The organism is Aliivibrio fischeri, assembly GCA_038993745.2.
Lineage (GTDB): Bacteria > Pseudomonadota > Gammaproteobacteria > Enterobacterales > Vibrionaceae > Aliivibrio > Aliivibrio fischeri_B.
In genome coordinates this window covers 1,240,795-1,263,359 of record CP160629.1, presented here as the reverse complement: position 1 = coordinate 1,263,359, position 22,565 = coordinate 1,240,795, and the positions used below count along the sequence as shown (strand labels likewise).

Here is a 22,565-nt window from a genome sequence, read left to right as displayed (position 1 = left end):
GTACAAAAAAAAGCAGAAACACCGGAGTATTTCTGCTTTTAAATCTATTTATGTTTATCTATTGGATTAATGTAGCTTCAAGTTTGGACGTAATACACGGTTAATACGACCAACAAGCATCATTAATGCGGTCTTGAATACACCATGAAGTGCAATTTGGTGCATACGATACAGTGAGATGTAAACAACACGAGCTATACGACCTTCAACCATCATAGAACCTTTGGTTAAGTTACCCATTAAGCTACCTACTGTTGAGAAGTTACTTAAAGAAACTAACGAACCATGATCTTTATACACATAAGGCTTCATTTCTTGGTTTCGCATCTTGGCTACGATGTTTTTAAACGCATGACTTGCCATTTGGTGTGCAGCTTGTGCACGAGGTGGAACAAAACCACCATCTGCTTTTTCGCACGAAGCTAAATCACCAATAACAAAAATATCATCATCACGTGTAGTTTGCAGTGTCGGCTTAACAACTAACTGGTTAATGCGGTTAGTTTCAAGACCTGCAATGTCTTTCATAAAATCAGGCGCTTTAATACCAGCAGCCCAAACCATGATTTGCGCAGGGATCACATCGCCATCTTTCGTATGAAGACCTTCTGAATCCGCTTTTGTTACCATTGTTGCTGTACGAACATTCACACCCAGTTTAGTTAACTCGCTGTGTGCAGCAGATGAAATACGAGGAGGTAATGCAGGAAGAATACGTTCACCCGCTTCTACCAAGTTCACATTCAGTTTTGCCGAATCTAAATCACCAAAACCGTATGAACGAAGTTCTTTAACTGCGTTATGAAGCTCAGCTGATAATTCAACACCCGTTGCACCAGCACCAACAATCGCAATATCAACCGTCTTTTGAGTTGGATGTGCGTGCAGTTTCAAGAACTGGTTATTCATTTCTGTACGGAAACGGTGTGCTTGCTCTGGGCTATCAAGGAAAATACAATTTTCACGAACACCCGGAGTATTGAAATCATTTGATGTAGAACCAATTGCAAGAATTAGGTAATCATAATCAATGTGACGAGTAGGAATAATTAAATCGCCATGTTCGTCTTTAATTTCTGCAAGAGTAATAAACTTCTTCTCACGATTAATATCGCACAAGCTACCCATTTGAAATTCGAAAGAGTGATTTTTTGCATGTGCACGGTAGCTGATAGCATCAACACCTTCATCCAGTGAGCCCGTTGCTACTTCGTGTAGTAATGGTTTCCATAAGTGACTTGCTTTACGATCTACTAATGTAACTTCAGCACGGCCCTTGCGACCTAATGTACGACCAAATTTTGTAGCGAGCTCTAAACCACCAGCTCCACCACCAACAATAACAATTTTAGTCATTACAATTATCCTCTAAAAAATAAAAAAGGTTTTAACCCGCACATTCGAATTAAAAAATTTGTGCTTACCTCACAATGCAATATCTAGATTGTCTGAAATGAGTAAGTCTTGAGGAAACAGCGTTCACGTTACGCAAAGTTGAGCAATATATGCTTCTTTTTGTTGTTTTTCGCATTATATATCTGTATTTCAGATGTTATCAAGCAGATATAGATGTTATGAAGAAGATTTTTTAGAGGTGTAAATTAATTGATGTAATTGAAAGGAAATGTAACATTATTTTAATTCTTTGGTTTAGATCAAAAAACCTCACGATAATGTGAGGTTTTTATTATGTTTCATTAGGGTAAAGAGACGGTTGTTTAAATGAGAGTTTCCGCTTCTTTAAATGACTTCATCGCTTGAAGATGCTGTGAGATCTTCTTAAATTTGTGTGTTTCCTTTTCATCCCAAACAATTTGATAATAAGGTTCAAGCTCTGCAGCAGTGTCGCTGTTATCACGAATTTCATCATTTTTAGATAAAATACACAAACAGTTTGCTTTATTCTTCTCTCTGAACTTTTCTACACACTTAGTTGCAATGTCAGCATACTCTTCTGGGCGATCAATACGACCTTCCATATTAACTTCTGGATGCAGGTTCGGATTAAAAATCACTTGGCGAATACCACATAGAAAACCAATGCGCTCAGCCCAAAAACCACCTAAGCCCACACCACAAATAATAGGGTTTGGATCACCAGCTTGCTCTATCACTTTATACACTTCTTTAAGCAAATGCTGCATATCATGCTTTGGATGCAGTGTACTGTAGTTAATAAAACGGACATCTTCATCAATAAATTGAAGTTGAACTACTTTCTCATGATTACCTGGGCTAGTTGAGTCAAAGCCGTGAAGATAAATAATCATGTTTCCCCTGTTCGGTATAAGAGTTTTCCATATAAGTGAATTTAATCTACCACGAAAACTGTGCTTTTAAATCTCTTAACTGAAGCAATACTGAGAACAGTGATCTACACTAGATTATTGCCAATTTATTTATGAATTGATGGAAGTAATTTTATTAATTTACACATTTCTCGTTCTGCTAACTCTTGATAGCAAGTGTTTTTGAGTAATTGATAACCTAATGAGAACCACAACGCCCCCATAAAAGTCACCCACGGGGTCCAATGAATCACCGCCCGCTTCCACTCATCAATATTTAAACTACGTTTTTGGCAATACAATGAAATAACATCATCCATATTAAATTGATTAGCAATAATCATAGATGTAAGGTCTTGGCTTGGGTCACCCATCGAAGCGTATTCCCAATCAATGAGACCATAGCCATCCTCTTTAACAACAATATTATATGCACCAATATCGTAATGGCATAAGCAATGAGAGAAGAAAGCTTGCTCATCTTGCTGTGAGAAATACTCAAAATACGCTTCCATCTCTGGTGTTTGATTTTCTGGCGTAATTGAATTCCAATAATCAATAATTCGATCTTTTAAACTCATCGGCTTATTTTTTATTTGTTCACTTAACTTATCTAATGAAATTTGATGAACCGAACACAATAAATCAACAGCGACATCTTGAGCTTTATCAAGCGCAATAACCTCACCTTCAAACCACTCAACTAATAACCCCTCTTCATTTGCTCCATATACGTTCGGAGAAAAAGATTCATCAGATAACGCTTGTAGAATCTCATGTTCTTTCGCTCTATCCGCTCCTAGAATCTTTGCCTGCAAGGATATTGGACGCCAAACAAACGAGCCTTCTTTTGCTTCAACTTTTAAACACGCATTGGTTAATCCACCACTTAAAGCAGAAACATGGGAAATAGTTAAACCAAAACCTTTAAATTGTTTATCCATAAAATCTCGTTATATCAGTGCATTAGAATAAGCTTTCACGCAGTCTAACACAGAGTGACATTGAGTTTAAAAAAGACCAAAAGACACCGAAAAAAATCATTTTAAAAATTGAATAACTTTATCTATTCAAACAATACAAATTGAATTATTATCCGCGCCCTACGCGTCTCTTCAGGCTTAACGCTTTGTCATTCCTTATAAGACGTTTTTCTTTTATACCTCTCAAAATAAGCAGTTAATCAAACACTTAAAGTAGACTGGTGTTGTAATGGATAGGCTAAAATGTCCTCTAACGCTTTATATACTGATTTATCTGGCTATTACGATTTAATGTGTGCTGACATTGATTATCAATCACAAAGTAATTTTGTACGTCGTATACACCAAATCTTTGGTAATCAAGGAAGAGATTATCTTGACTTAGCGTGTGGTACAGGGCCACATGTTCATCATTTTATTAATTATGGCTACCAAGCAAGTGGTTTAGACATTAACCAACCTATGCTTGATATAGCTAAGCAGCGTAACCCTGATGCGAATTTTATTTTGCATGACATGAGTAATTTCAAGGTTGAAGAACCATTGGATTTAATCACCTGTTTTCTTTATTCCATTCATTACAATGCGAATATAAAAAAACTGAGTGAATGTATTGCAAGTGCTCATGCCGCATTAAAGCCTGAAGGTGTGCTTTGTTTTAACTCTGTAGCTAAAAACAAAATCGACAATCGCTCATTTGTAAAACACGCTGCAGAACATGAAGGCAGTCAATTTAGCTTCCAATCAGGTTGGAACTATTGCGGCGAGGGTGAGCAACAGCACTTATTGCTGAAAATAGAAAAGACAACAGATGGTGTAACCGAAATTTGGGATGACAAACACCCAATGGTTGCCGTTGACTTTAACCAGCTAACAGCCTTGTTAGAGCCGTACTTTGACGTTCATATGTTTGAACATGACTATGAAAAGATCACTCCACTTGAAGCCTCGTCAGGCAATGCCATCGTGGTATGTGTGAAAAAATAGCACTCATAAAAAATCCGCCATTATCAGCGGATTTTTTTTATTCTGATTTATTGAGAATCAAAATTATAGATAGTTAGCATCCACTAAATCGCTCACTTCGACTTTCTTCACTTCTGAACGAGCGTCCAACCAGTTTGCTACCGCTAATTGCTCTTCTTCTGTTACTGAACGGTAACGCTCTATTGAACAAATAAAGCCTTCAAATAACTCAAGGCCACCGCCACCAAAGCATAGGTCAATACTGTTAATGTAATCGATAAACTCATCTACGAATGCATCATATTGATCGAAATCTTTAAACTCGGTAGCACAGCTCACCTCGAAACCAAGAATCGCAAACTCACCTAAGTACAGTTTTTTACGAATACGACGATTTTTGTTTTCTAACTTATTCAGTTTCATCATTTTTCTCTCATTTGATAGATGTGATGTAGTTATACTCCTTTCAGCACAAATACCCAAGCGTTGATTGAAAATAAATGCCATTACATAAAGATCCCTTACTAACATAAGAAAACCGAAAACTTGCCGGTATTATTTTTTATCTTATCTAGCATTAGTCTGCTTAAATAAGAACCGAGCGCCATAAAAAATAAACCATTAAACAACAATAAATTAGAGTTAAATAATTATAAAAACCAAACAAATAGCGCCGTCTTATTTTCTTCTTTTTATATATAAAAAAGCATTAAGAAAACCCATTTATAAATAATTATAAAACCTTTTAAATGAGCGAAAATTTTAATTTCAAACCATAAAATAGCAGTGTAATGTGCGCAATCTATAACCATTATTAACCTTCAAAAAATGATTAAAAAAATAACTTTAATTTTCTGCTTAGTTATATTAACAACGCTTGCTTTAACACTTGTTGCATCAGGAAGTTTCTTAAAATCATACAAAGAAAACAACATGACGCATGCCAGTAAGATTGCACTTGATGTAACTCAAGCTAATTTTAATGCGGCAATAAATGGACTTTATGGCTCAATAAAATCATTATCAGCTGCCATTGAATTAGACCCAAACCAACCATTTGACGAAAAGCTTATCTTAAGCAACATTCAAGATATTGTTAAATCAAATAAAACATACACTAATGTTATCTTATCCAATTTAAATGGTGATGTTTTCTCTGTTGCTGCTAATGGTTGGCATCCAACATTTAACGCTATCAAAGGTAATAGAGAGTGGTTTAACTCTATTATGCAAGATAAAAAAGAAGCTAATATATCAACACCTTACCTTTCTAACAGTGGAATATATGAAATAACAGCGAGTGCTCCGCTTTTATTCAATAATGAAATTGTTGGTGTTATTGCTGTTGGGGTTAACTTGAATGTATTAATACCAGATAGTGGTATTGAATTCGCTTTAACAACTCAGAGTGGTCATATTGTTGCTATTGATAGTAATTCACCTGATTGGCTAAATAAGAATTTATTCGAAATTAGGCCTGAATATAAAGGGGTGACAGACAAGCCAATGTTTATTGATGCTGGGGATAACGAGTTTTTTAGCTTAACAAAGTTGCCACTTTCGCATGGACTTGTTGGTTACGTATTTACAAACCAAACCACCACCTTTGAAAATGCTCAAAATATCCGAACAGCGTTAATCAGTGTTTTAGTTATTCTTGGTTTGGTTTTGACTCTTGCTCAATTTATTGTGGTTCGTAAAGAGCTTTCACAGATCCCAAATGTAGTGAGCAATATTCAACTAATGGCGAGTGGTGATTTTACTAATCTATCCATTCCTAAAACAGGAAACGAAATTGATTTAATCACAGAATCATTAGAGAGCTTACAATCACGCATTTCTGGTGTAATGACAACAACAAACACCATTATGTATAAGCTATCTGAACATCAAGAACAAATCTCTGAGGTGACTAACAATAACGTTACGCGATCTGAATCTGAGCTACAACACATTGATCAAGTCGCTGCAGCTATTACTGAAATGGCTACCACAGCGAACGATATTGCCGCGAATGCACTATCTGCTGAAGGAGAGACGAGCACAACATTAGTTCTTTCCTCTGATAGTTTAAAAACGTTACAAGAGTCCTCTTCTATCGTTGACCGCGTTTCATCATCGGTTAAAGAGTCATCTTGCATTATTGAAGAGTTAAAAATCCTATCAGACAACATCAGCTCAGTGGTTGACGTTATTGGTAATATCTCAGACCAAACAAACCTACTCGCTCTAAACGCTGCGATTGAAGCGGCACGAGCTGGTGAGCAAGGGCGTGGCTTTGCGGTTGTTGCAGATGAAGTGAGAGCTTTGGCGGTTAAAACACAAGATTCAACAGCCAATATTCAAACGATCATTGCGACTCTACAAACAGAAGCGACAAAAGCCGTTGATGCGATGGAAAACAACTTACAGCTAACCAACGATTTAGCGAAAATATCGGATAAGATTGAAGACGCATTCAACAATATTTCAGAGAAAGTAACTCTGCTTGTTGATATAAACTCATCAGTTGCGACCGCTTCTGAAGAGCAATCAATCGTAAACCAAAACATCGCACATAATGTAGAAGACATTAAAAACATGGTGGTCGACAACTTATCAGGCGTGACTCAAGCGATTGACTCAAATACAGAAATGGTTTCCTTAGTTGAAGAATTAAAGGCAGAAGTCAGCTTCTTCAAAGTGTCTTAATCAATATATTCAACGCAAAATAAAAGCCCTTCACTCAACGAGATGAAGGGCTTTTTTATGATTCTAAGTAATTAAGAGATTACCAACCTAGTAGGCTTTTCTCTTGTTGCTTACGGATTTCAGTTTCATCAGCCCACTCAATTAGACCTGTTTCTAAATCCATTAAACGCATTGTCATTTTGTAGTATACGTCTTTGTCGCTACCTGCATTTTTCACGATGCTAGAAAGGTTGCCGTAAAGCATGTATTGAGCACCAACCATTTTACCAAACTGAATTGCTGTATTTTGGTTTACTAGCTCATCATTGTTTTGGAAGTTAAGTTGTGAACGAACTGCTTCCACTCGATCCATATCTACAAAACGGAACTTACCAGAGTTAAGTAGTTTAGTGCTGATTGAATCTGTTACAGATTCAGTATCAATGTGTTCACTTGTTTTGTTTTTAATGCTTTCAACAAAAACAATTGGACGATTACCTTGAGTAATTTGAGCAACAGCACCAGAAGAAAGCATGCTCTCAGTCATCTCACCTGCGATTTTTTGTAAATCAGTTGAACCGAAATCTACAGTTGTTGTTTCAACAGCTTGAGCATCACCATAGCTTACCTTGTTTGAACAACCGCCAAGTAATACAGCCAAGCTTAATAATGCAATAACACTTTTCTTCATTTTGTTTTTACCTCTAGTGAGTCTTTATCTTATAAAAGAAACCATACCCTTCAACATAAATAGCTGACCAAATAATGTTAATAAACAGTGTGGTCAACTATTCATAGAGATGAGTATCAATCTAATGTGCGAATTTGAACACGGAACTGAGTTGCTTCAGGCTTCATAGCCACCGATTGAATGCTCATTGTATCTAAACCACGAACAACAAACGTACGCCAAGGAGAATCAGAACCGTTAACCTCTAAACCTTGTTCATCATACCAGTAAAAACGGTATTGAAGCTGTTGATCACCCGTAAATTTACTTGTAACTGACACAATACCACGCACCAAGCCATTATTGTCTTGTGTTGTGATCTGCTCTACCGATAAACGGTTACCCAATACGTTATCACCAAAGACAACTTTTTGAGTGCTGCTATCAACACTGATCCCTGCTGTTTGACTTGAACTACACGCAGCCAAAGCCAGTGGTAACAAAAGTGCGATAAACCATTTTTTCATTATATTTCCCCTAATTGTTTATGCCACCAAGTGACGGCGTTTCCTTGTCTAGATGACCAGACGATAACGGTATGTCCTTCCTTTACTGTAAAGTCTAGTTCATTTCCTTGATATTGAATTTGATTCTTTCCGGGCTCAATACTCATACTTGTTACACTTATTTGTGCCGGTAGTGTTTGCCAGCTACGTGTATCAGGTTGTTCTGTTAATGTATTAAAGATAGTAAAGACCGCATTAACCAACTCTTCTTCTTTGCTGTTTCTTGATGTTTTTCTTAATTCATCTTTAGCAACAACACGTAAAGCTTGGCGGATCACCATTGCAGGAATGCGTTCATTAAGATCGTTCTTCGCCATTAATGTTACATCAGCAACTTGATCACTCGCTAACGACTTACCATTCACTTTTAGTGGCGGAAATACCTGACGTTTGGTGTTTTTATAGTAAGGTAATGCTAAATTATATTGAACAAAATTACCTTGGCTATCCCACATAGGTAAGCCCAATCGCCAATCAGACAATGGCGGTAAAATACCTTGTTCATCAATAATAATCACACGGCTATCAGAGCGTTTTGGTACTTGGTAAGCACCGTATTGCTTCTCTAACATTTTGATATCGTTACGCATACCCAGTTTACGAGCAACACGTTGAACAGATTCAATCACCGTTTTATTATTCGGCGCTACTGCTAACGCTCGTTTATAATCTATATAAGCATCATTTAAAGAACGATTGGTTTCATAAAGCAGGCCTGAATAATAGAAAAGATAGCCATTTTGAACTGCAGCAAGTTGATTACCCACATCTGGATAATTAGCTAAAATAGCCCCTACGTTGGTTTTAACGCCCTCTTTTCTTGCTTCTTTTTCTGCTTTTTGTAAATCCTTTTCTCTGTCTCTTTTCGCTTGCTCTTGAATATAGTTCGCTTTACGAACCTCAACCAAAGCACCTTCTAAATCATTATTTTTTAAATAATTTAAAGACAAATATAAATGCAAGTAACCTAACTCATAATCCGCTGGTTTATAGTCAATTAAATTATCATTCGTGACTAAAGAACCCACTTGATTTGCTGAATCAGAAACAGAGATAGTCGCTTGGTCACTTTGTACTCTTGCGGCTTGCTCTGCTACTTCAAAATCCGTTTTACTCTCCGCATATTGCTCGCTTAATAAAGCAATACGACCAAGCTCCATATTATCAAGAATTGGGCCACCCACTTCCTGCTCTTCAAGAGTATAAGCTTGTTTTGCTTCACCACTTTTCACTAATTGATAAACATCATTAGTTTGAGCTGAATAATGACTAAACAAATTGCCAACAGACATATTTGCACAGCCAGAAAGCAGCAAAGCAAAAGTAACTATGGTGGATTTCTTCAATATTGAATTCATTATTATAAGAAACTCATCGTTGGAAAAGTAAGGCTCCACAAAAACAGGAGCCTCTATATGATATCTATTAGCTTAGTAGCATTGGACCTAAAGGGCGACCGCCAACTAGGTGCATATGAATATGGTAAACTTCTTGACCACCATGAGGATTACAATTGACGATTAAACGGTAACCATCTTCAGCAATTCCTTCATCTTGTGCAATTTTTCTAGCCACAGTAAACAAACGTCCCATCACCAATTCATCTTCTGGTTCTACGTCATTCGTAGTAGGGATCAATTTATTAGGAATGATCAATACATGGCTTGGCGCTCTTGGATTAATATCGCGAAAAGCCGTAACTAAATCATCTTGATATACCACATCCGCAGGAATTTCTTTGCGAATAATCTTACTAAAAATTGTTTCTTCAGCCATGAAGCGCCTCCAATAATACCCAGAATTCTATTTTATTTTTTACTTTCACTTAGTATGCGTTACAAATAGCTCAAAAACAATCACTTGAGAAATAGTAAAAGCAATCATCTAAAACCCAAACAGAGAACTCACCCGAAATAATGTAAAAATTTTAACAGTTATTGTTAATTTTATAGACAAGGTCGCAATTTGTGTGACGAGTTAATCATATCATGAATAATCACTGTAGCCATTTTAAGACTCGCAAGCAAAAAAATCATCATTGCACAATCTTAATACCCTTTTAGATGAAAGAGAGATACAACATGAACAGTTCGGTAGTTCGTCGCATGTACGCAGGATTCTCCTTAATTGTTATCCTATTTATTACGACGGTTATCTTAATGCTCAACGGAACGAGCAATATTCACAAACAGATGCAATCTGTCTCTTCAGAATCCATGCCTTTAGTGAGCTTATCAAACGAAACAAGCGTCTCCTTACTTGCTGCTGATAAGTCATTTAAAGATTTCCTTACTACTCGCGATACTATTCAAATGCAGCAAGCTCGTGAGCAATTTTCTGTTGCAGAAACCAAATTTAAAAATACCTTTAAACAACTTATCAATACCGCTCAACAAAAAAACACGGGTGCACAACAACGATCAGAACTGGCTAAAATAGAAAGCGCTTATTTCAATGAAGCAAAAGTAGCAATGGATAACTACCAAGCCCTACTAACGGCTGAAGATGAAAAACAACAAGCGATCCGTAACTTTCAACGTCTTTACACTGAGTTAAGTGTACGTATGAAAGAATACATTAATGACCAAGAAAGTATCGCTGTTAAGATGATGGCGAAAAGCTACTTCGTGAAACTAGAAGACGCAGAGCTGATTACTTCGGATGCATTAGCAAGTAACGATATCGCATTGGTTAATAAAGCCGTTAATCAAAACAAAAAAGCAGTTACGCACCTAAACTACGCTTACCGTGGGCTAGCAAACCAATTGCCTGAGCTAAAAGGCACATTTGATGATTCAGTAAAACAATTCAGCGCTGAAGTAGGACAAAAAGAAGGGATTCTAAATACTCACTTTACCTATCTAACGGCTAAAGATGCGTTGTACACCAACATCTCAAACCTTGCTCAGCAAATTGATAAAGCCATTACCCTGCTGACTTCATTTAATCAATTAGCAAACCAAGATTTACAAAACTCACTGCAACAAGCAGACACCATTTACCAACAAAGTCTTTATAAAGGGATTGTTCTGGGTGTGGTTGTTTCTCTGTTAGCGACCTTTATTGGTTTTAACCTAGCGACATCAGTTCGTACCCCACTACAAAACATGCTTAAGATCCTAGAGTCATTAACCTCTGGCGATATGACTCAGCGTATTGAAACCAAACGAAATACCGAATTTAGCCGTGTATCTCGTCATATCAATACCCTTGCCGACAATCTACAAAAAGTATTAATCCAGTTAAGTGGAGCATCAGACGAACTGACTGAAGTGGCACAAAATAACAACGCAACCGCAGAGAAAGCGAAACAACAACTACTGAACCAACGTGAACAAACTACAAGCGTTGCAGCGGCAATGACAGAGATGGAACACTCGGTTGTAGAAGTTGCATCAAGCTCAGAAAGTTCACTACTAAAAGTACAAGAAGTAGAAGCGGCTTCTGAGCACGGTCAGCAAGTCATGAAAAACAACTTAGAGACCATTGAGCAGCTTTCTTCTCGTTTAGATGAATCAGTACAAGCCGTATCAAACCTTCAAAAAGTAAGCAGCGAAATTGGCTCAATTTTGGATGTGATTAATAACATTGCTGAACAAACCAACCTACTGGCACTTAATGCCGCTATCGAAGCCGCTCGTGCCGGCGAACAAGGCCGTGGCTTTGCGGTTGTTGCTGATGAAGTTCGTATTCTTGCTCAACGTACAGCAAAATCAACTTCTGAAATTGAAGTAATGATTGCTAACCTTCAATCAAGCTCAAAAACCACCACGACAGTGATTGAAAGCTGTGTTGAAGACATGCAACAAAGCGTCACTCAAACCAACGAAGCCAATAATGCGATGGTGATGATCCAAAACTTAATTGAAGAGATCAGCCACATGAGTAATCACATTTCTCAAGCGGCAAACGAGCAAAGTGCAACAACAACTGAGATTGCACGTAGCTTAGAAGACATCAGCCACATTGCTGAAAATAACCAAGAAGCGATGAACGACATTGCTAATGTAAGCCAAACATTAAATGAACTGGCTCATCAACAAAGTGATATTGTGCATCAATTTAAAGTATAGTTATCTTAAATAAACAATGTAACAAACAAAAAAGGTGGATAAATTATCCACCTTTTTTATTACGCTTTACTCTAAAAACTAACAATTAACGAGAAAACAGCAAATACGATTTTGCAGGAATAAAGAAACGCAAATTCCCTTGCTGTGGTGCATGATAAGTTTGAGAAGTATGCTCTAACCAAACTATATCCGCCTTAACCGCGACATTCACTTCAATATTATGATCAGATTTATTAATAGCGACTAAACCACGCTCGCCTCGTGCAAACACCAAGTGCTCATCACTGGCTTCAACTTGCATTTGAGTTTCACCATACATTTCATGATAAAACCCAATCAATTGCGTCATGCGTTTAGAGCACCACTCTTCTTTCCAGCGTGGATTACCTTCCATATTTTTAAATCCACTGATCTCATTCTCTGAGTAAATTAACGGAATACCACCATCACGCCCAAACAAATACGCATAAGCTAGCCATTCGTTTTCTTCAGACATAACAAGGTCTTGAAACACCTGGTTATTAGGAATGTCATGAGTAGTAGCAAAAGTAATTGCACGTAATGGAGAAAGCGCCATGCCGTAGACATACGGGTCTATCAAGCTTGTTAATGACCCCTCTCCCTCTAGCGCTTGATACAAGGTATTAAACAGAGGGAAATCATAAGCACCTAATTTGGTTTCTTGTAAATATGGGCTTAAAAAGGTTTCGTACTCTTCTTTTGTTGCACCGCCATCGGTAATGATCTCACCAAAGATATGAATATCATGAGTGATCTCTTCATCCCACACTTTCTCAAGATGCTCAAGACTCATGTGCTTTGCGGCATCAATCCGAAAGCCTTTCACACCAATGGCTTTTAACGCTTTTAAATACGCACGTTGCTGTGCAATAACGTGTTCATTATCGGCTAATGTCGGTAAACCGGGATCGTGTGGACCACCTGAAATACGCCCGTTCTGCACTTCCCATTTGTCATTCCAATTCTCAATGCCAAACGCTTCAACAAAATCGTTCTCAGTAAACAGAGGCTCAGATAAATCACCAAATAAAGTTAATGCCTCGTACTTTTCAGGATCTTTAGCGTAGTCTTCTCTGTCCCATTGATTTGGGTATTCTAAATCAGCTCGAATATCCGATTCGTTGGCCATGTGATTAAACACCACATCCACATAAACCCAAATATTAAGCTCAGTTAAACGTTCAACCATGCGTTTAAAATCAAACGTGTCGCCAAGAGGGTTATCAATCAAACGGTAATCTTGAGGTTGATAACGCTGCCACCACTTGGTTCCTGATGGCAAGTTAAGAGATTTCATGGCAGGAGAAACAAGCACTGAGCGATAACCCAATTGAGCAATTAATTCAGCTTGTTCAGTAATTCGTTGATAGCTCCAATCAAAAGCGTGAAGTATCACGTTACTCACGATAGGAACCGGATCGGAATGCTGCTGTGTTGCTTGACTCATTTCATTATTATCCTTTTTTATGATGTGAGCCAATTATAAAAAGGCCGTTTTTCGTTGCCCTCCTCCCCATTCTATAAAATACAGTAGGAGTAGAAAGGCGTAGAATGATAATTATCTCAATTACAGATTACTTAACACAACGACCTACAATAGATAATCTGTTTTATAACAATAGATTATCTTCAATTGGAATAAAGCGATCTGCCGCATCAATGAGTGAATTAGCGGTTAAATCTGCCACGCCATACACTTCAACTTCTTTATTAAAACGTGACTGAATTCGCTTAATGAGTAAATCAAAATCCCCATCACCAGACAATAAAACTACAATATCAGCCTGCTCAGCCAGTTCAATCGCATCAAGGGTGATCCCTACATCCCAATCGCCCTTTGCCGAGCCATCACGGCGTTGAATAAAGGGTTTTAACTTAACATCAAAACCAATACCACGAAGAATATTATGAAACTGTTTTTGTTTATCATCGCTACGAGCAATAGCATAGGCGTTCGCTCCCACCACGGTTCTTCCTTCGGTTACTTTTGCCCATAATGCGTTGTAATCGAAATGACGCTGGTAGACATCACGCGTGGTGTAATAGATGTTTTGCACATCAACCAAAATTGCTACTGTTTTCATAATCATTCTCTTAGGAAATTCTCTAATGAGTCTATATGAATGACATCAATTTAGGTATACTTCGCGCAAATTTTGTAAGAGAAAGACGGTAAAAATGACTAAAGGCTATTCTTGTATTGGTTTAGTAAACCCAAAAACACCTGAAAACGTAGGCTCTGTAATGCGCGCTGCGGGTTGCTATGGCGTAAACTCTGTATTCTACACAGGAAAGCGTTATGACATTGCTAAGCAGTTTTGTACGGATACAAAAAGTCAGCATTTAAACCTACCGTTAATCGGTGTTGAAGATCTAAGAGACATCGTTCCTCTAGATTGTGTGCCTGTAGCCGTTGATTTGATTGAAGGTGCAAAACCACTGCCAGATTACAAGCACCCACCACGTGCGTTTTACATTTTTGGCCCTGAAGATGGTACGCTGAAAAAAGAGATCACCGATTTCTGTCGTGAAACGATTTACGTACCTACCAATGGTTGTATGAACCTTGCGGCTGCGGTAAACGTGATCATGTACGATCGCATGGCAAAAGGCGACAACTTCTCAAACCATAAGTAATCTAGATTAAACTGGATGAATAAAGGAACTCGACATGTTTGATTTATCACGTATTTCGGGTTTCGAAAACGCATCAATTACTCAGGCCGATACGCTACAAACCTTGTGGGGCGGTTATGGGGAGTTGGTGCGTTTGCATTTATGCAATGCCCCTACTTCCTCAGTTATCATCAAACAAATCACGTTACCAAAACCTAAAGTGCATCCTAGAGGTTGGAATACAGATTTATCACACCAACGTAAACTCGACTCATACCAAGTGGAACTCAATTGGTATCAAGATTATGCCAACTCAGTGTCACTGTATAATCCTGTACCCTGCTGTTTATACGTAGAGCGACGTGATAATGAGCTCGTGTTAGTGCTTGAGGATCTGGCGACCGCTGGCTTTCCTCTTGTAAAAACCGACGTATCATTAGACGAAGCCAAAGCCTGTTTAACTTGGCTTGCGTATTTTCATATCGAGCACTTAGACACGCAGCCAATAAGATTATGGGAAACGGGTACTTATTGGCATTTAGACACACGCCCTGATGAGCTTGAAGCCTTAACAGATTTACCATTAAAAGACGCTGCGTTTAAGATTGATCAAACACTTAAAAATACCCGTTATCAAACTCTTGTTCATGGTGATGCTAAGTTAGCGAACTTCTGTTTTTCTGAAGATGGAAAACACGTTGCTGCGGTTGATTTCCAATACATAGGAAAAGGCTGCGGTATGAAGGATGTGATTTTATTTATCAGCAGTTGCATTCCCCCAGAAAAATGCGCAGAGCTTGAGAGCGAATTACTCGACCACTACTTTGAGCAAATCAAACACGCATTAGGTGAAAACCAATTAGAAACAACCCTTGAAATAGAAGCAGAATGGCGACCTCTTTATTGCATTGCATGGGCTGATTTCCACCGCTTTGTAAAAGGCTGGAGTCCAGAGCATTGGAAGATAAATAGGTATACTGAGGGAGTTAAGTTGAGGGCTTTGGCTTTTTTAAGTGAATAATTGTTTATAAAGTTTGAAATAAAGGCCGTGTAAGCGACCTTTATTGTATGGGAGTTTTATAACTAACTTAAGCCAAAATGAGTTAGAGTTTTACTAATTACACACAAGTTAAGCGTTAATACAACCAAAGTAAATAAGAATCAACAATATAAGCGGTCAATCAATTATTCCCTCTTATCACTTCTTCGCATCAAATCTATTCCAACTATTTGAATATCTCTAACATTAGCAAATTTACTAGAAATAGTTTTCCAATGTTGCTCAAGCATAAATATCAATTCTGAAAAGTTATTAGCTTTGCCATTAGGTAGTACCCAACCAGACTTTTTCTTTCTCAAAACAAGTAAAAAAATACCAATATTTGATCTATTATCTCTTAAATAATCACCACATAGTTGATTTTCTAAACGTTCAACCAATTGTGGTCCTGTCCAGTTTTCTGCAAGTTTGAGCTCAACAGGAACTGGCCCATCAAAACCATTGCCATGAAACCTAATATCAGGTCTTTTTGCGTCGGCCATCTCCTCCTCTTGAGGTACGCTGTACCTACCATTGGATTTACTGCGTAATATATAGGCTATAAAGTTACGCATCTCCGTTTCCACATCTACTTTTTGAAGAGTGCTCGCAATGCTGTCGTCCCCTCCCTCAAGCTCTTGTTTAAGATCTTTTAATCTAAAAACTGCTAACTCAGCTAGTTCTGCATGATTTTTAGGTGTTCGCTCTAAACAATATTGAAAATCTAATACCTGCTTAGCTTTCCATGGCCCTAGTTCACAATCAGCTTTAGCATGATCTTTAACTTTTTCTAGCATCCATTTTCTAGAATTCAGATTAGGATGGGAAAGTGCCAATTGCTGCATTTCATAAAAAGCATCCTTACCTTTCAATGCATCTAGTTCGCGAAAGAGAAGCTCCCTCGCATCTTGAGCATCATCTCTCAAGGTAGGGCTATATACACCGCTATCACAACGATTTATATCGTCCTCTATTTGAATATACTTATGCGTGAGCATATATAAACGCCTTAAATATGCAGGCTGCTTAAAGTCACTTCTTTCATGAGTAACTCTATTTCGACGACCACCGACTAAACTCGTAACAAAAAGCATAGCAAACAGCTCTTGCTCCTTATCATCGAATTTAGATAGTTTACTTTCTAGGCTATCGATAGCTTTTGATGGTTCTATAGCAACCCAGACTGCATACCAACGAGCTAAATGCGTATAAGATTTTAGTTGCTTACATTTCTTAGATGATAATTGTATAAGCGCATCAGACTCAATACTTGAGTTCATCAGAATTTTAAGTAATGTTTCCAAACTCTCAAGATTTTTTGGCTCCCTCTTAATTAAATTGAGAATTCGTGGGGATATTGAATCCCAACACCATTCCCCAGTCCAATTAACTTTATCTAGAATGTAATGGATCTGACTATCTTCAGTTTCAATCTTTAACTGAAACTTGATCTCTCTCCACAAGAAATCGGAGACTTCTTGTGGATGAGCAATAAATACCTTCGGAAGCCAAGTCGGAAATCCATTAAGTTCGTAAGATGCATAACGACAGGCAAGCTCAACTTCCTTAGGAGTAAGTTCAGCTATCCACCCTTTGTTCTCGTGCGCCTCTATCTCTAATCCTGTAAGGCCGAAAATAACTGTACCGCTTGTTTTGTTAAAATCGGCACCTTCCGAGCGTATCTGGGGCTTATAATTTCGCCAAAAGTTAACTGCTCCATCACGATAGAATTTTGCGATGTCTTTCCCAAACACTCCTTCTAAAGAAAGCCAGTTATAACATGTCCAGCGAGAAGAAGAATCATCCGATTTCTCTGTTTGATGATGTAGATACCACAATGCGTTAGTAAGGACTCCAGGTTTTTTTATTTGCTCTGTTGTAATTTTCTTGAAATTAGAGTTCAGCCAACTTTTCCAATCATCATGGAATTTTTTATCTTTATCTTCTCTTGCTTTCCGTTTGATTTCCCATTTTTTATTTTGTTTTTCAAATTCCTGCTCTTTCTGTGAAGGCGGAGGTGGATCTATCAATAAAGACAAATATTCTAAAAGATCAGGACTATCAGATAAACAATCTTTGATTTTAGTTAACCAAGTCGGTCTATCTCCGGATGACTTATATAAATCAAAAACTAAAGACAAAACAACTTTTCGATCATCAAAATCTTTTTTATTACTAAGTTCCCATAAGGCTTGGTCAAAATCATCAAGACCAAAATTCCAGTAATGCCCACATAAAGAGGCTTGCCTAAAGTTTTGCACTTTCCACTGTACACTTTTCCTTGTCTTTTCGAGAGAAGACCAAAATAGCGCCCAATTCAACTCACTCCATGCTGGTATTTTCTTAGAAAAATCTTCTTTTAGGTCGTCAACTCCCTAATATCATATTCACGAACTGTCGATATCATTTGAAGCAGCTCTAACACTTCAGGTTGAAGAGCAATTAAAACTCGCTCATTAATAACCTTATCAATTAATGCCGCTACTACAGGTATTAGCCAATCATACTTTTTTGAAATTTGATAATGCCAAGTATCATGAAGCGGTCCTATTTCCAATAATTCTTTTATTTGAATAATAATTGTCCAACACTCATCAGCTTTAGCACCTTTTAAGCTCTGTATTATGCTCTCACCTAATCTGTCATATGAATATTCTTTTTTTGGAGCTAGCTTTTTAAAACAAGCTATCAACCACTTTAAGTTTTTATTATTTATTTCTAAATCTTCGACTAACTCCGACAGTATTTCTCTATTTAACTCAGAATTATTATTAAAATAGTAATCTCGAATATTATTTACAACTTCAGAAGAGCATATGGCCTTAGCTGCTCTTATCGCAGAAATATGAATATATTTATCAACAACAGGGCTCTCTATCGTTTTAATTACTTCTTTTTCCAATCCTTTGATTCGGCCTCTCCATATCATTCGAAGTAAAAAACCAAGCACTTCTTCATCACAAGAATACATATTAAAAAGTTCTCGGATATATTCTACTAAGTCTTGACTCGCAAAACGCTGCACTGCCACAATATCGTATTGAAGGTGCCCGGGGACTTTTTTAGCTAACTCTTCACATACATCTCGCAAAATATCTTTGCGTACTTTTAGGTCTAATTGACTTGGATCGCCACCTTCAAAAAATACTTTAGGATCTAATTTAGATACGCGTTTACGAAAGTTTTCATTCCAAATGACTAACCATGGAAGTATGGGACGTAATGTAGGGGTTAATACTTCAATACCATACTGAGTTCGAAAAAATTGAGATTCTATATATGCCTGAGAAGTGCTCTTTAACAAAAGGGCATTAATCCACTTAGCCGTCAGGAATTCTCTGACAGAGCGGTGATGGAAACGTACCGCGCCATATATAGCTTCGTCAAATATAGGCCTTTTTAGGAGGTCAAGAACCTGATTACTATTCCAATCAAGCAAAATTGACGTTGATGAATTGCCTGAGAAGTGTCTTGAACCTTCCGGGAGTTCAATATGTGGAATCTGCGTTAAAGTAGCAACTGCTGCCAATGTTTGAGCTTTAGAATAAAGTTCTTCTTGCGGAAGTTCATTCGATTCGATTCTATCGAGAGAACGTTCTGATAATTTCCTCTGAATATTACTTTCCATTAACTCCATACGTGAACCGAGTTTATTATGAACACTCCAATACTCGATAAGATCTATAAGATCTTGAGGACGCGTTGTGAATCCCCAGGCATCAACTCTTTCGATATCATCAAGTAATTTAATTGAATTGGAAATACCTTTTTCTTCAGCAAATACTTGTATTTGTTCACGATTTAGTTCAACCAACTGATAAAACTTAAATGCAGTACGTGTAGCTAAATTGGAAGCTGAAATATTATCAATTGGATTTTCGCCATCTTTAGCATTACCAGTCACATTTCGACCAAGAGGAAGTTTATCGTTGCATAAAGATAAATCACTTTTAGAACGCCATGCCGATGTTCTCCCAGATAAAATAATATGCACACGATCGAACATAGTAGTAAGATGCCTAGATATTTTTTTTATTGCTCTCTCAAAGTCTCTTGGATCAGATAAGCGAGCCTCATCTATTGAGTCTAATAACAACCAACCTTCATTTTCAGATTCCATCCAAGAGGTAAATTCTTCATAGCTACCAATTTCAAAAGCGTCTTCAAAATCACCAGAAAGATCTTCTAATCGAATAAAAAAAGCAGGAAGGTTTTTTGTACGAAGCTTTTTAGTAAGATATTTAAGCTCTTCAGTTTTACCTGTACCAGCTTCAGATAAGATAACAGTTCTATATTCACTAACTACTTCTTGCCAATCTACACTTCCGTAGCCACCCCATCCCAGAGAGAAGTCATATTCTTCGTTTAATTGTTCTATCGGAATTTCTTTTAGCTTTCGTTTTAAATCGATATACACAAACATGTCCTTGGTATGAACGTTAGATATGCAATTTTTCCTCCAATTGAAGTTTGTAGTCAATCAGTTACATAAAAAAACGTGCTATTTTTAACAGATTAAAGCAAAACTTACGTTAATGATGTAATACAATTTTGGAGTTCGAAAATACAAGCAATAATTACTTTTAAAATATTCTTCGGTAAGTTAATTGAATTCGTTAACTTATATTATTTGGCTCAATAAAGCTCATCCATCAAATCAAATAAGAATGCTTAAGTTAAGTATCTCCATTGCATATCGATTTACTCTAATTCAATCATGTACAACACATCACGGTTTAAACTAGTACTAGAAATGACACCACTATTTCTTCTTTGATACACCAACGTTAACTCTGACTACCTTTTTATCTTTAAAAGCATCAAAGTAACGAATAGCATTACGCCCCCCATCCCAAACACGTCTTCACTCTTTATACGCATCAAAAAATAATCAGTTTAGATGAACAAATCTAATGCAGTTTATTATTCTGAAATCCCACCCAGTTACATTAATGATATTTAATTTCAACCAATCAATAACTTATGCAACCTAGTAGACACGTAATTACGTTACTCGACTCGGTTTTCCTAATGATTAATTATTAGAGCATTTAATCTAATGCGAGCTTGATCACAGAGACTAGATTACAAAACAAACAAATATCACGTTTTAATTTTCATAATTAGTTTTTAATGCGCACATAATAACAAACAGCTAGGTGAAATAACTAATATGGATAATAAAGTAAGTATATTAAACCAACCAAAACCATTTAAGATGATATTTTTCATTGAATTATGGGAGCGATTTGGTTACTACGGCCTTCAAGGGATCCTCGCCGTCTACTTCGTAGATAAGCTTGGCTTTAGCATGCAAGACTCCTTCGTTACCTTTGGTGCATTCGCGGCCTTAGTGTATGGGCTTGTCTCTGTTGGTGGCTACGTCGGAGACTATGTTCTAGGAACAAAACGCACCATGATATTCGGTGCCGTTGTTCTTGCTTTGGGTTATTTTTTAATGGGTTTCTCCATTTTAAACCCGAACTTTATTTATGTAGCGCTTGGGGCTATCGCTGTTGGTAATGGTTTATTCAAAGCAAACCCATCAAGCCTACTGGCTAAGTGTTATGAGAAAGGCGATTCACGCTTAGATGGCGCATTCACTCTTTATTATATGTCCATTAATATTGGCTCACTGGTTTCCCTTTCTATAAGCCCTGTTATCGCTAATAATTATGGTTATGAATACGCATTTATCATCTGTGGATTGGGTCTTATCGCTAGTCTATTTAGCTACTTTTCATTGCGCAGTACAGTGCAAGGGATTGGCTCTGAACCTGATGCTCTGCCTCTCAACAAAACCAAAGCGCTTATCGTTTTAATTGGTACTATCGCATCGACCCTAGTGTGTGCATGGCTATTGCAAAACATCATGATGGCAAACTTAGCACTCGGTCTAATCGGTGTTGGTGTGGTTGGCTTCTTCTTAAAAGAAACGTTTAAAGAAACAGGTGAACAACGCAACAAAATGATTGTGGCTTTCATTCTTATGCTGCAAGCGATCATTTTCTACGTGTTATATGCTCAGATGCCAACATCACTTAACTTTTTTGCTATTAATAACGTCCACTCTGAGTTGTTTGGTATTGATATTAACCCTGTTAGTCTACAAGCGTTAAATCCATTCTGGGTGATTTTCTGTAGCCCTATATTGGCTTATCTATACACTTACTATGGAAACAAAAACAAAGATTTATCTATGCCAGGTAAATTCACTGTTGGCATGTTTATGTGTGCCTTTGGTTTCTTATCTGTTGCAGCCGCAGGCAACTGGTTTGCTGACCAAGCCGGTATGGTTTCGGTTTGGTGGATGATATTGGTGTACTTATTCCAAAGTTTAGGCGAGTTGATGATTAGTGGTCTCGGCCTTGCGATGGTGGCGAGTTTGGTTCCACAACGTTTGATGGGCTTTACGATGGGCGCATGGTTTTTAACTCAAGCCGCTTCTTTCATCATTGGTGGTTATGTAGCCACATTCAGTGCAACGCCAGAGCATTTAACCGATCCTCTGGATACACTGCCTGTTTATACTGAGCTATTCCAAAACATTGGTTTTGTTACTTTAGCGGTAGCTATTGTAATGGCAGTCACTGCACCTAAATTAAATAAGATGATGACAAGCTCACAACCTGAAGACGCTGAATTGGTTGAGCAACCATAAGTATTTTTAGCT

Annotated in this window: 18 protein-coding genes; 6 read left to right on the top strand and 12 right to left on the bottom strand. The window is 37.5% G+C overall.

Going from position 1 to position 22,565, the window contains the following annotated elements; genetic code table 11:
* Positions 1–66: 66 nt before the first annotated feature.
* From AAFX60_006130 to thiK, 3 genes are all read right to left on the bottom strand, one after another.
* Positions 67–1,356 (bottom strand): NAD(P)/FAD-dependent oxidoreductase, encoded by a 1,290-nt coding sequence (locus AAFX60_006130; GenBank protein XDF78700.1) that lies wholly within the window; start codon positions 1,354–1,356, stop codon positions 67–69.
* 362 nt (positions 1,357–1,718) lie between these two features.
* Positions 1,719–2,270 (bottom strand): alpha/beta hydrolase YcfP, encoded by a 552-nt coding sequence (gene ycfP / locus AAFX60_006125; GenBank protein ID XDF78699.1) that lies wholly within the window; start codon positions 2,268–2,270, stop codon positions 1,719–1,721.
* A 125-nt stretch (positions 2,271–2,395) separates the two neighbouring features.
* Positions 2,396–3,232: a thiamine kinase gene (gene thiK / locus AAFX60_006120; GenBank protein ID XDF78698.1), complete on the bottom strand. Its 837-nt coding sequence runs from the start codon at positions 3,230–3,232 to the stop codon at positions 2,396–2,398.
* Between the two features lie 282 nt (positions 3,233–3,514).
* Between thiK and AAFX60_006115 the strand changes: the two genes are divergently transcribed.
* Entirely contained in the window at positions 3,515–4,258 is a 744-nt protein-coding gene (locus AAFX60_006115) for a class I SAM-dependent methyltransferase (protein ID XDF78697.1), read from the top strand.
* A gap of 63 nt (positions 4,259–4,321) precedes the next feature.
* Here the strand turns inward: AAFX60_006115 and AAFX60_006110 are convergent, their stop codons facing one another.
* Entirely contained in the window at positions 4,322–4,660 is a 339-nt protein-coding gene (locus AAFX60_006110; protein ID XDF78897.1) for a YggL family protein, read from the bottom strand.
* Between the two features lie 405 nt (positions 4,661–5,065).
* Here AAFX60_006110 and tcpI point away from each other — a divergent pair, with 405 nt between their 5' ends.
* Positions 5,066–6,928, top strand: coding sequence for a toxin-coregulated pilus methyl-accepting chemotaxis protein TcpI (gene tcpI, locus AAFX60_006105; protein XDF78696.1), 1,863 nt, complete (start codon positions 5,066–5,068; stop codon positions 6,926–6,928).
* Between the two features lie 79 nt (positions 6,929–7,007).
* Here the strand turns inward: tcpI and lpoB are convergent, their stop codons facing one another.
* The 4 genes from lpoB to hinT form a co-directional block, all read right to left on the bottom strand.
* On the bottom strand, positions 7,008–7,598 hold the full coding sequence (lpoB, locus tag AAFX60_006100; GenBank protein XDF78695.1) for a penicillin-binding protein activator LpoB: 591 nt from the start codon (positions 7,596–7,598) through the stop codon (positions 7,008–7,010).
* 116 nt (positions 7,599–7,714) lie between these two features.
* Entirely contained in the window at positions 7,715–8,104 is a 390-nt protein-coding gene (locus AAFX60_006095; protein XDF78694.1) for a YcfL family protein, read from the bottom strand.
* Positions 8,104–9,501, bottom strand: coding sequence for a hypothetical protein (locus AAFX60_006090; protein XDF78693.1), 1,398 nt, complete (start codon positions 9,499–9,501; stop codon positions 8,104–8,106). Before AAFX60_006090 ends, AAFX60_006095 begins: the two co-directional genes overlap by 1 nt.
* Before the next feature lie 67 nt (positions 9,502–9,568).
* Complete coding sequence (gene hinT / locus AAFX60_006085) at positions 9,569–9,919, bottom strand: purine nucleoside phosphoramidase (GenBank protein ID XDF78692.1); 351 nt, start codon at positions 9,917–9,919, stop codon at positions 9,569–9,571.
* Positions 9,920–10,224: 305 nt separating this feature from the next.
* Here hinT and AAFX60_006080 point away from each other — a divergent pair, with 305 nt between their 5' ends.
* Positions 10,225–12,216 (top strand): methyl-accepting chemotaxis protein, encoded by a 1,992-nt coding sequence (locus AAFX60_006080; GenBank protein XDF78691.1) that lies wholly within the window; start codon positions 10,225–10,227, stop codon positions 12,214–12,216.
* Between the two features lie 85 nt (positions 12,217–12,301).
* Here AAFX60_006080 and AAFX60_006075 read toward each other — a convergent pair whose 3' ends face one another.
* Positions 12,302–13,684, bottom strand: coding sequence for an alpha-amylase family protein (locus tag AAFX60_006075; GenBank protein ID XDF78690.1), 1,383 nt, complete (start codon positions 13,682–13,684; stop codon positions 12,302–12,304).
* Positions 13,685–13,847: 163 nt separating this feature from the next.
* Positions 13,848–14,321 carry an NYN domain-containing protein gene (locus tag AAFX60_006070; GenBank protein XDF78689.1) on the bottom strand — a complete coding sequence of 158 codons (474 nt, stop codon included), beginning with the start codon at positions 14,319–14,321 and terminating at the stop codon, positions 13,848–13,850.
* Between the two features lie 94 nt (positions 14,322–14,415).
* On the opposite strand from AAFX60_006070, the gene AAFX60_006065 reads away from it, so the two are divergent.
* Together AAFX60_006065 and AAFX60_006060 are read left to right on the top strand one after the other, a co-directional pair.
* A complete protein-coding gene (locus tag AAFX60_006065) occupies positions 14,416–14,874 on the top strand; it encodes an RNA methyltransferase (protein XDF78688.1) in 459 nt (152 codons plus the stop codon).
* A gap of 34 nt (positions 14,875–14,908) precedes the next feature.
* Positions 14,909–15,874, top strand: coding sequence for a phosphotransferase (locus AAFX60_006060; GenBank protein XDF78687.1), 966 nt, complete (start codon positions 14,909–14,911; stop codon positions 15,872–15,874).
* Between the two features lie 164 nt (positions 15,875–16,038).
* On the opposite strand, the gene AAFX60_006055 is transcribed toward AAFX60_006060, so the two are convergent.
* Both AAFX60_006055 and AAFX60_006050 read right to left on the bottom strand, forming a co-directional pair.
* The gene (locus AAFX60_006055; protein XDF78686.1) at positions 16,039–18,213 is read right to left on the bottom strand and encodes a hypothetical protein; all 2,175 of its coding nucleotides are present in this window, start codon (positions 18,211–18,213) and stop codon (positions 16,039–16,041) included.
* A 38-nt stretch (positions 18,214–18,251) separates the two neighbouring features.
* On the bottom strand, positions 18,252–20,309 hold the full coding sequence (locus AAFX60_006050) for a hypothetical protein (protein ID XDF78685.1): 2,058 nt from the start codon (positions 20,307–20,309) through the stop codon (positions 18,252–18,254).
* A 756-nt stretch (positions 20,310–21,065) separates the two neighbouring features.
* On the opposite strand from AAFX60_006050, the gene AAFX60_006045 reads away from it, so the two are divergent.
* On the top strand, positions 21,066–22,553 hold the full coding sequence (locus tag AAFX60_006045; protein ID XDF78684.1) for an oligopeptide:H+ symporter: 1,488 nt from the start codon (positions 21,066–21,068) through the stop codon (positions 22,551–22,553).
* Positions 22,554–22,565: the final 12 nt, after the last annotated feature.

Bases quoted from the DNA above. Each gene is read 5' to 3' on its own strand.
- AAFX60_006130 (XDF78700.1), bottom strand. From the start codon at position 1,356: ATGACTAAAATTGTTATTGTTGGTGGTGGAGCTGGTGGTTTAGAGCTC.
- ycfP (XDF78699.1), bottom strand. From the start codon at position 2,270: ATGATTATTTATCTTCACGGCTTTGACTCAACTAGCCCAGGTAATCAT.
- thiK (XDF78698.1), bottom strand. From the start codon at position 3,232: ATGGATAAACAATTTAAAGGTTTTGGTTTAACTATTTCCCATGTTTCT.
- AAFX60_006115 (XDF78697.1), top strand. From the start codon at position 3,515: ATGTCCTCTAACGCTTTATATACTGATTTATCTGGCTATTACGATTTA.
- AAFX60_006110 (XDF78897.1), bottom strand. From the start codon at position 4,660: ATGAAACTGAATAAGTTAGAAAACAAAAATCGTCGTATTCGTAAAAAA.
- tcpI (XDF78696.1), top strand. From the start codon at position 5,066: ATGATTAAAAAAATAACTTTAATTTTCTGCTTAGTTATATTAACAACG.
- lpoB (XDF78695.1), bottom strand. From the start codon at position 7,598: ATGAAGAAAAGTGTTATTGCATTATTAAGCTTGGCTGTATTACTTGGC.
- AAFX60_006095 (XDF78694.1), bottom strand. From the start codon at position 8,104: ATGAAAAAATGGTTTATCGCACTTTTGTTACCACTGGCTTTGGCTGCG.
- AAFX60_006090 (XDF78693.1), bottom strand. From the start codon at position 9,501: ATGAATTCAATATTGAAGAAATCCACCATAGTTACTTTTGCTTTGCTG.
- hinT (XDF78692.1), bottom strand. From the start codon at position 9,919: ATGGCTGAAGAAACAATTTTTAGTAAGATTATTCGCAAAGAAATTCCT.
- AAFX60_006080 (XDF78691.1), top strand. From the start codon at position 10,225: ATGAACAGTTCGGTAGTTCGTCGCATGTACGCAGGATTCTCCTTAATT.
- AAFX60_006075 (XDF78690.1), bottom strand. From the start codon at position 13,684: ATGAGTCAAGCAACACAGCAGCATTCCGATCCGGTTCCTATCGTGAGT.
- AAFX60_006070 (XDF78689.1), bottom strand. From the start codon at position 14,321: ATGAAAACAGTAGCAATTTTGGTTGATGTGCAAAACATCTATTACACC.
- AAFX60_006065 (XDF78688.1), top strand. From the start codon at position 14,416: ATGACTAAAGGCTATTCTTGTATTGGTTTAGTAAACCCAAAAACACCT.
- AAFX60_006060 (XDF78687.1), top strand. From the start codon at position 14,909: ATGTTTGATTTATCACGTATTTCGGGTTTCGAAAACGCATCAATTACT.
- AAFX60_006045 (XDF78684.1), top strand. From the start codon at position 21,066: ATGGATAATAAAGTAAGTATATTAAACCAACCAAAACCATTTAAGATG.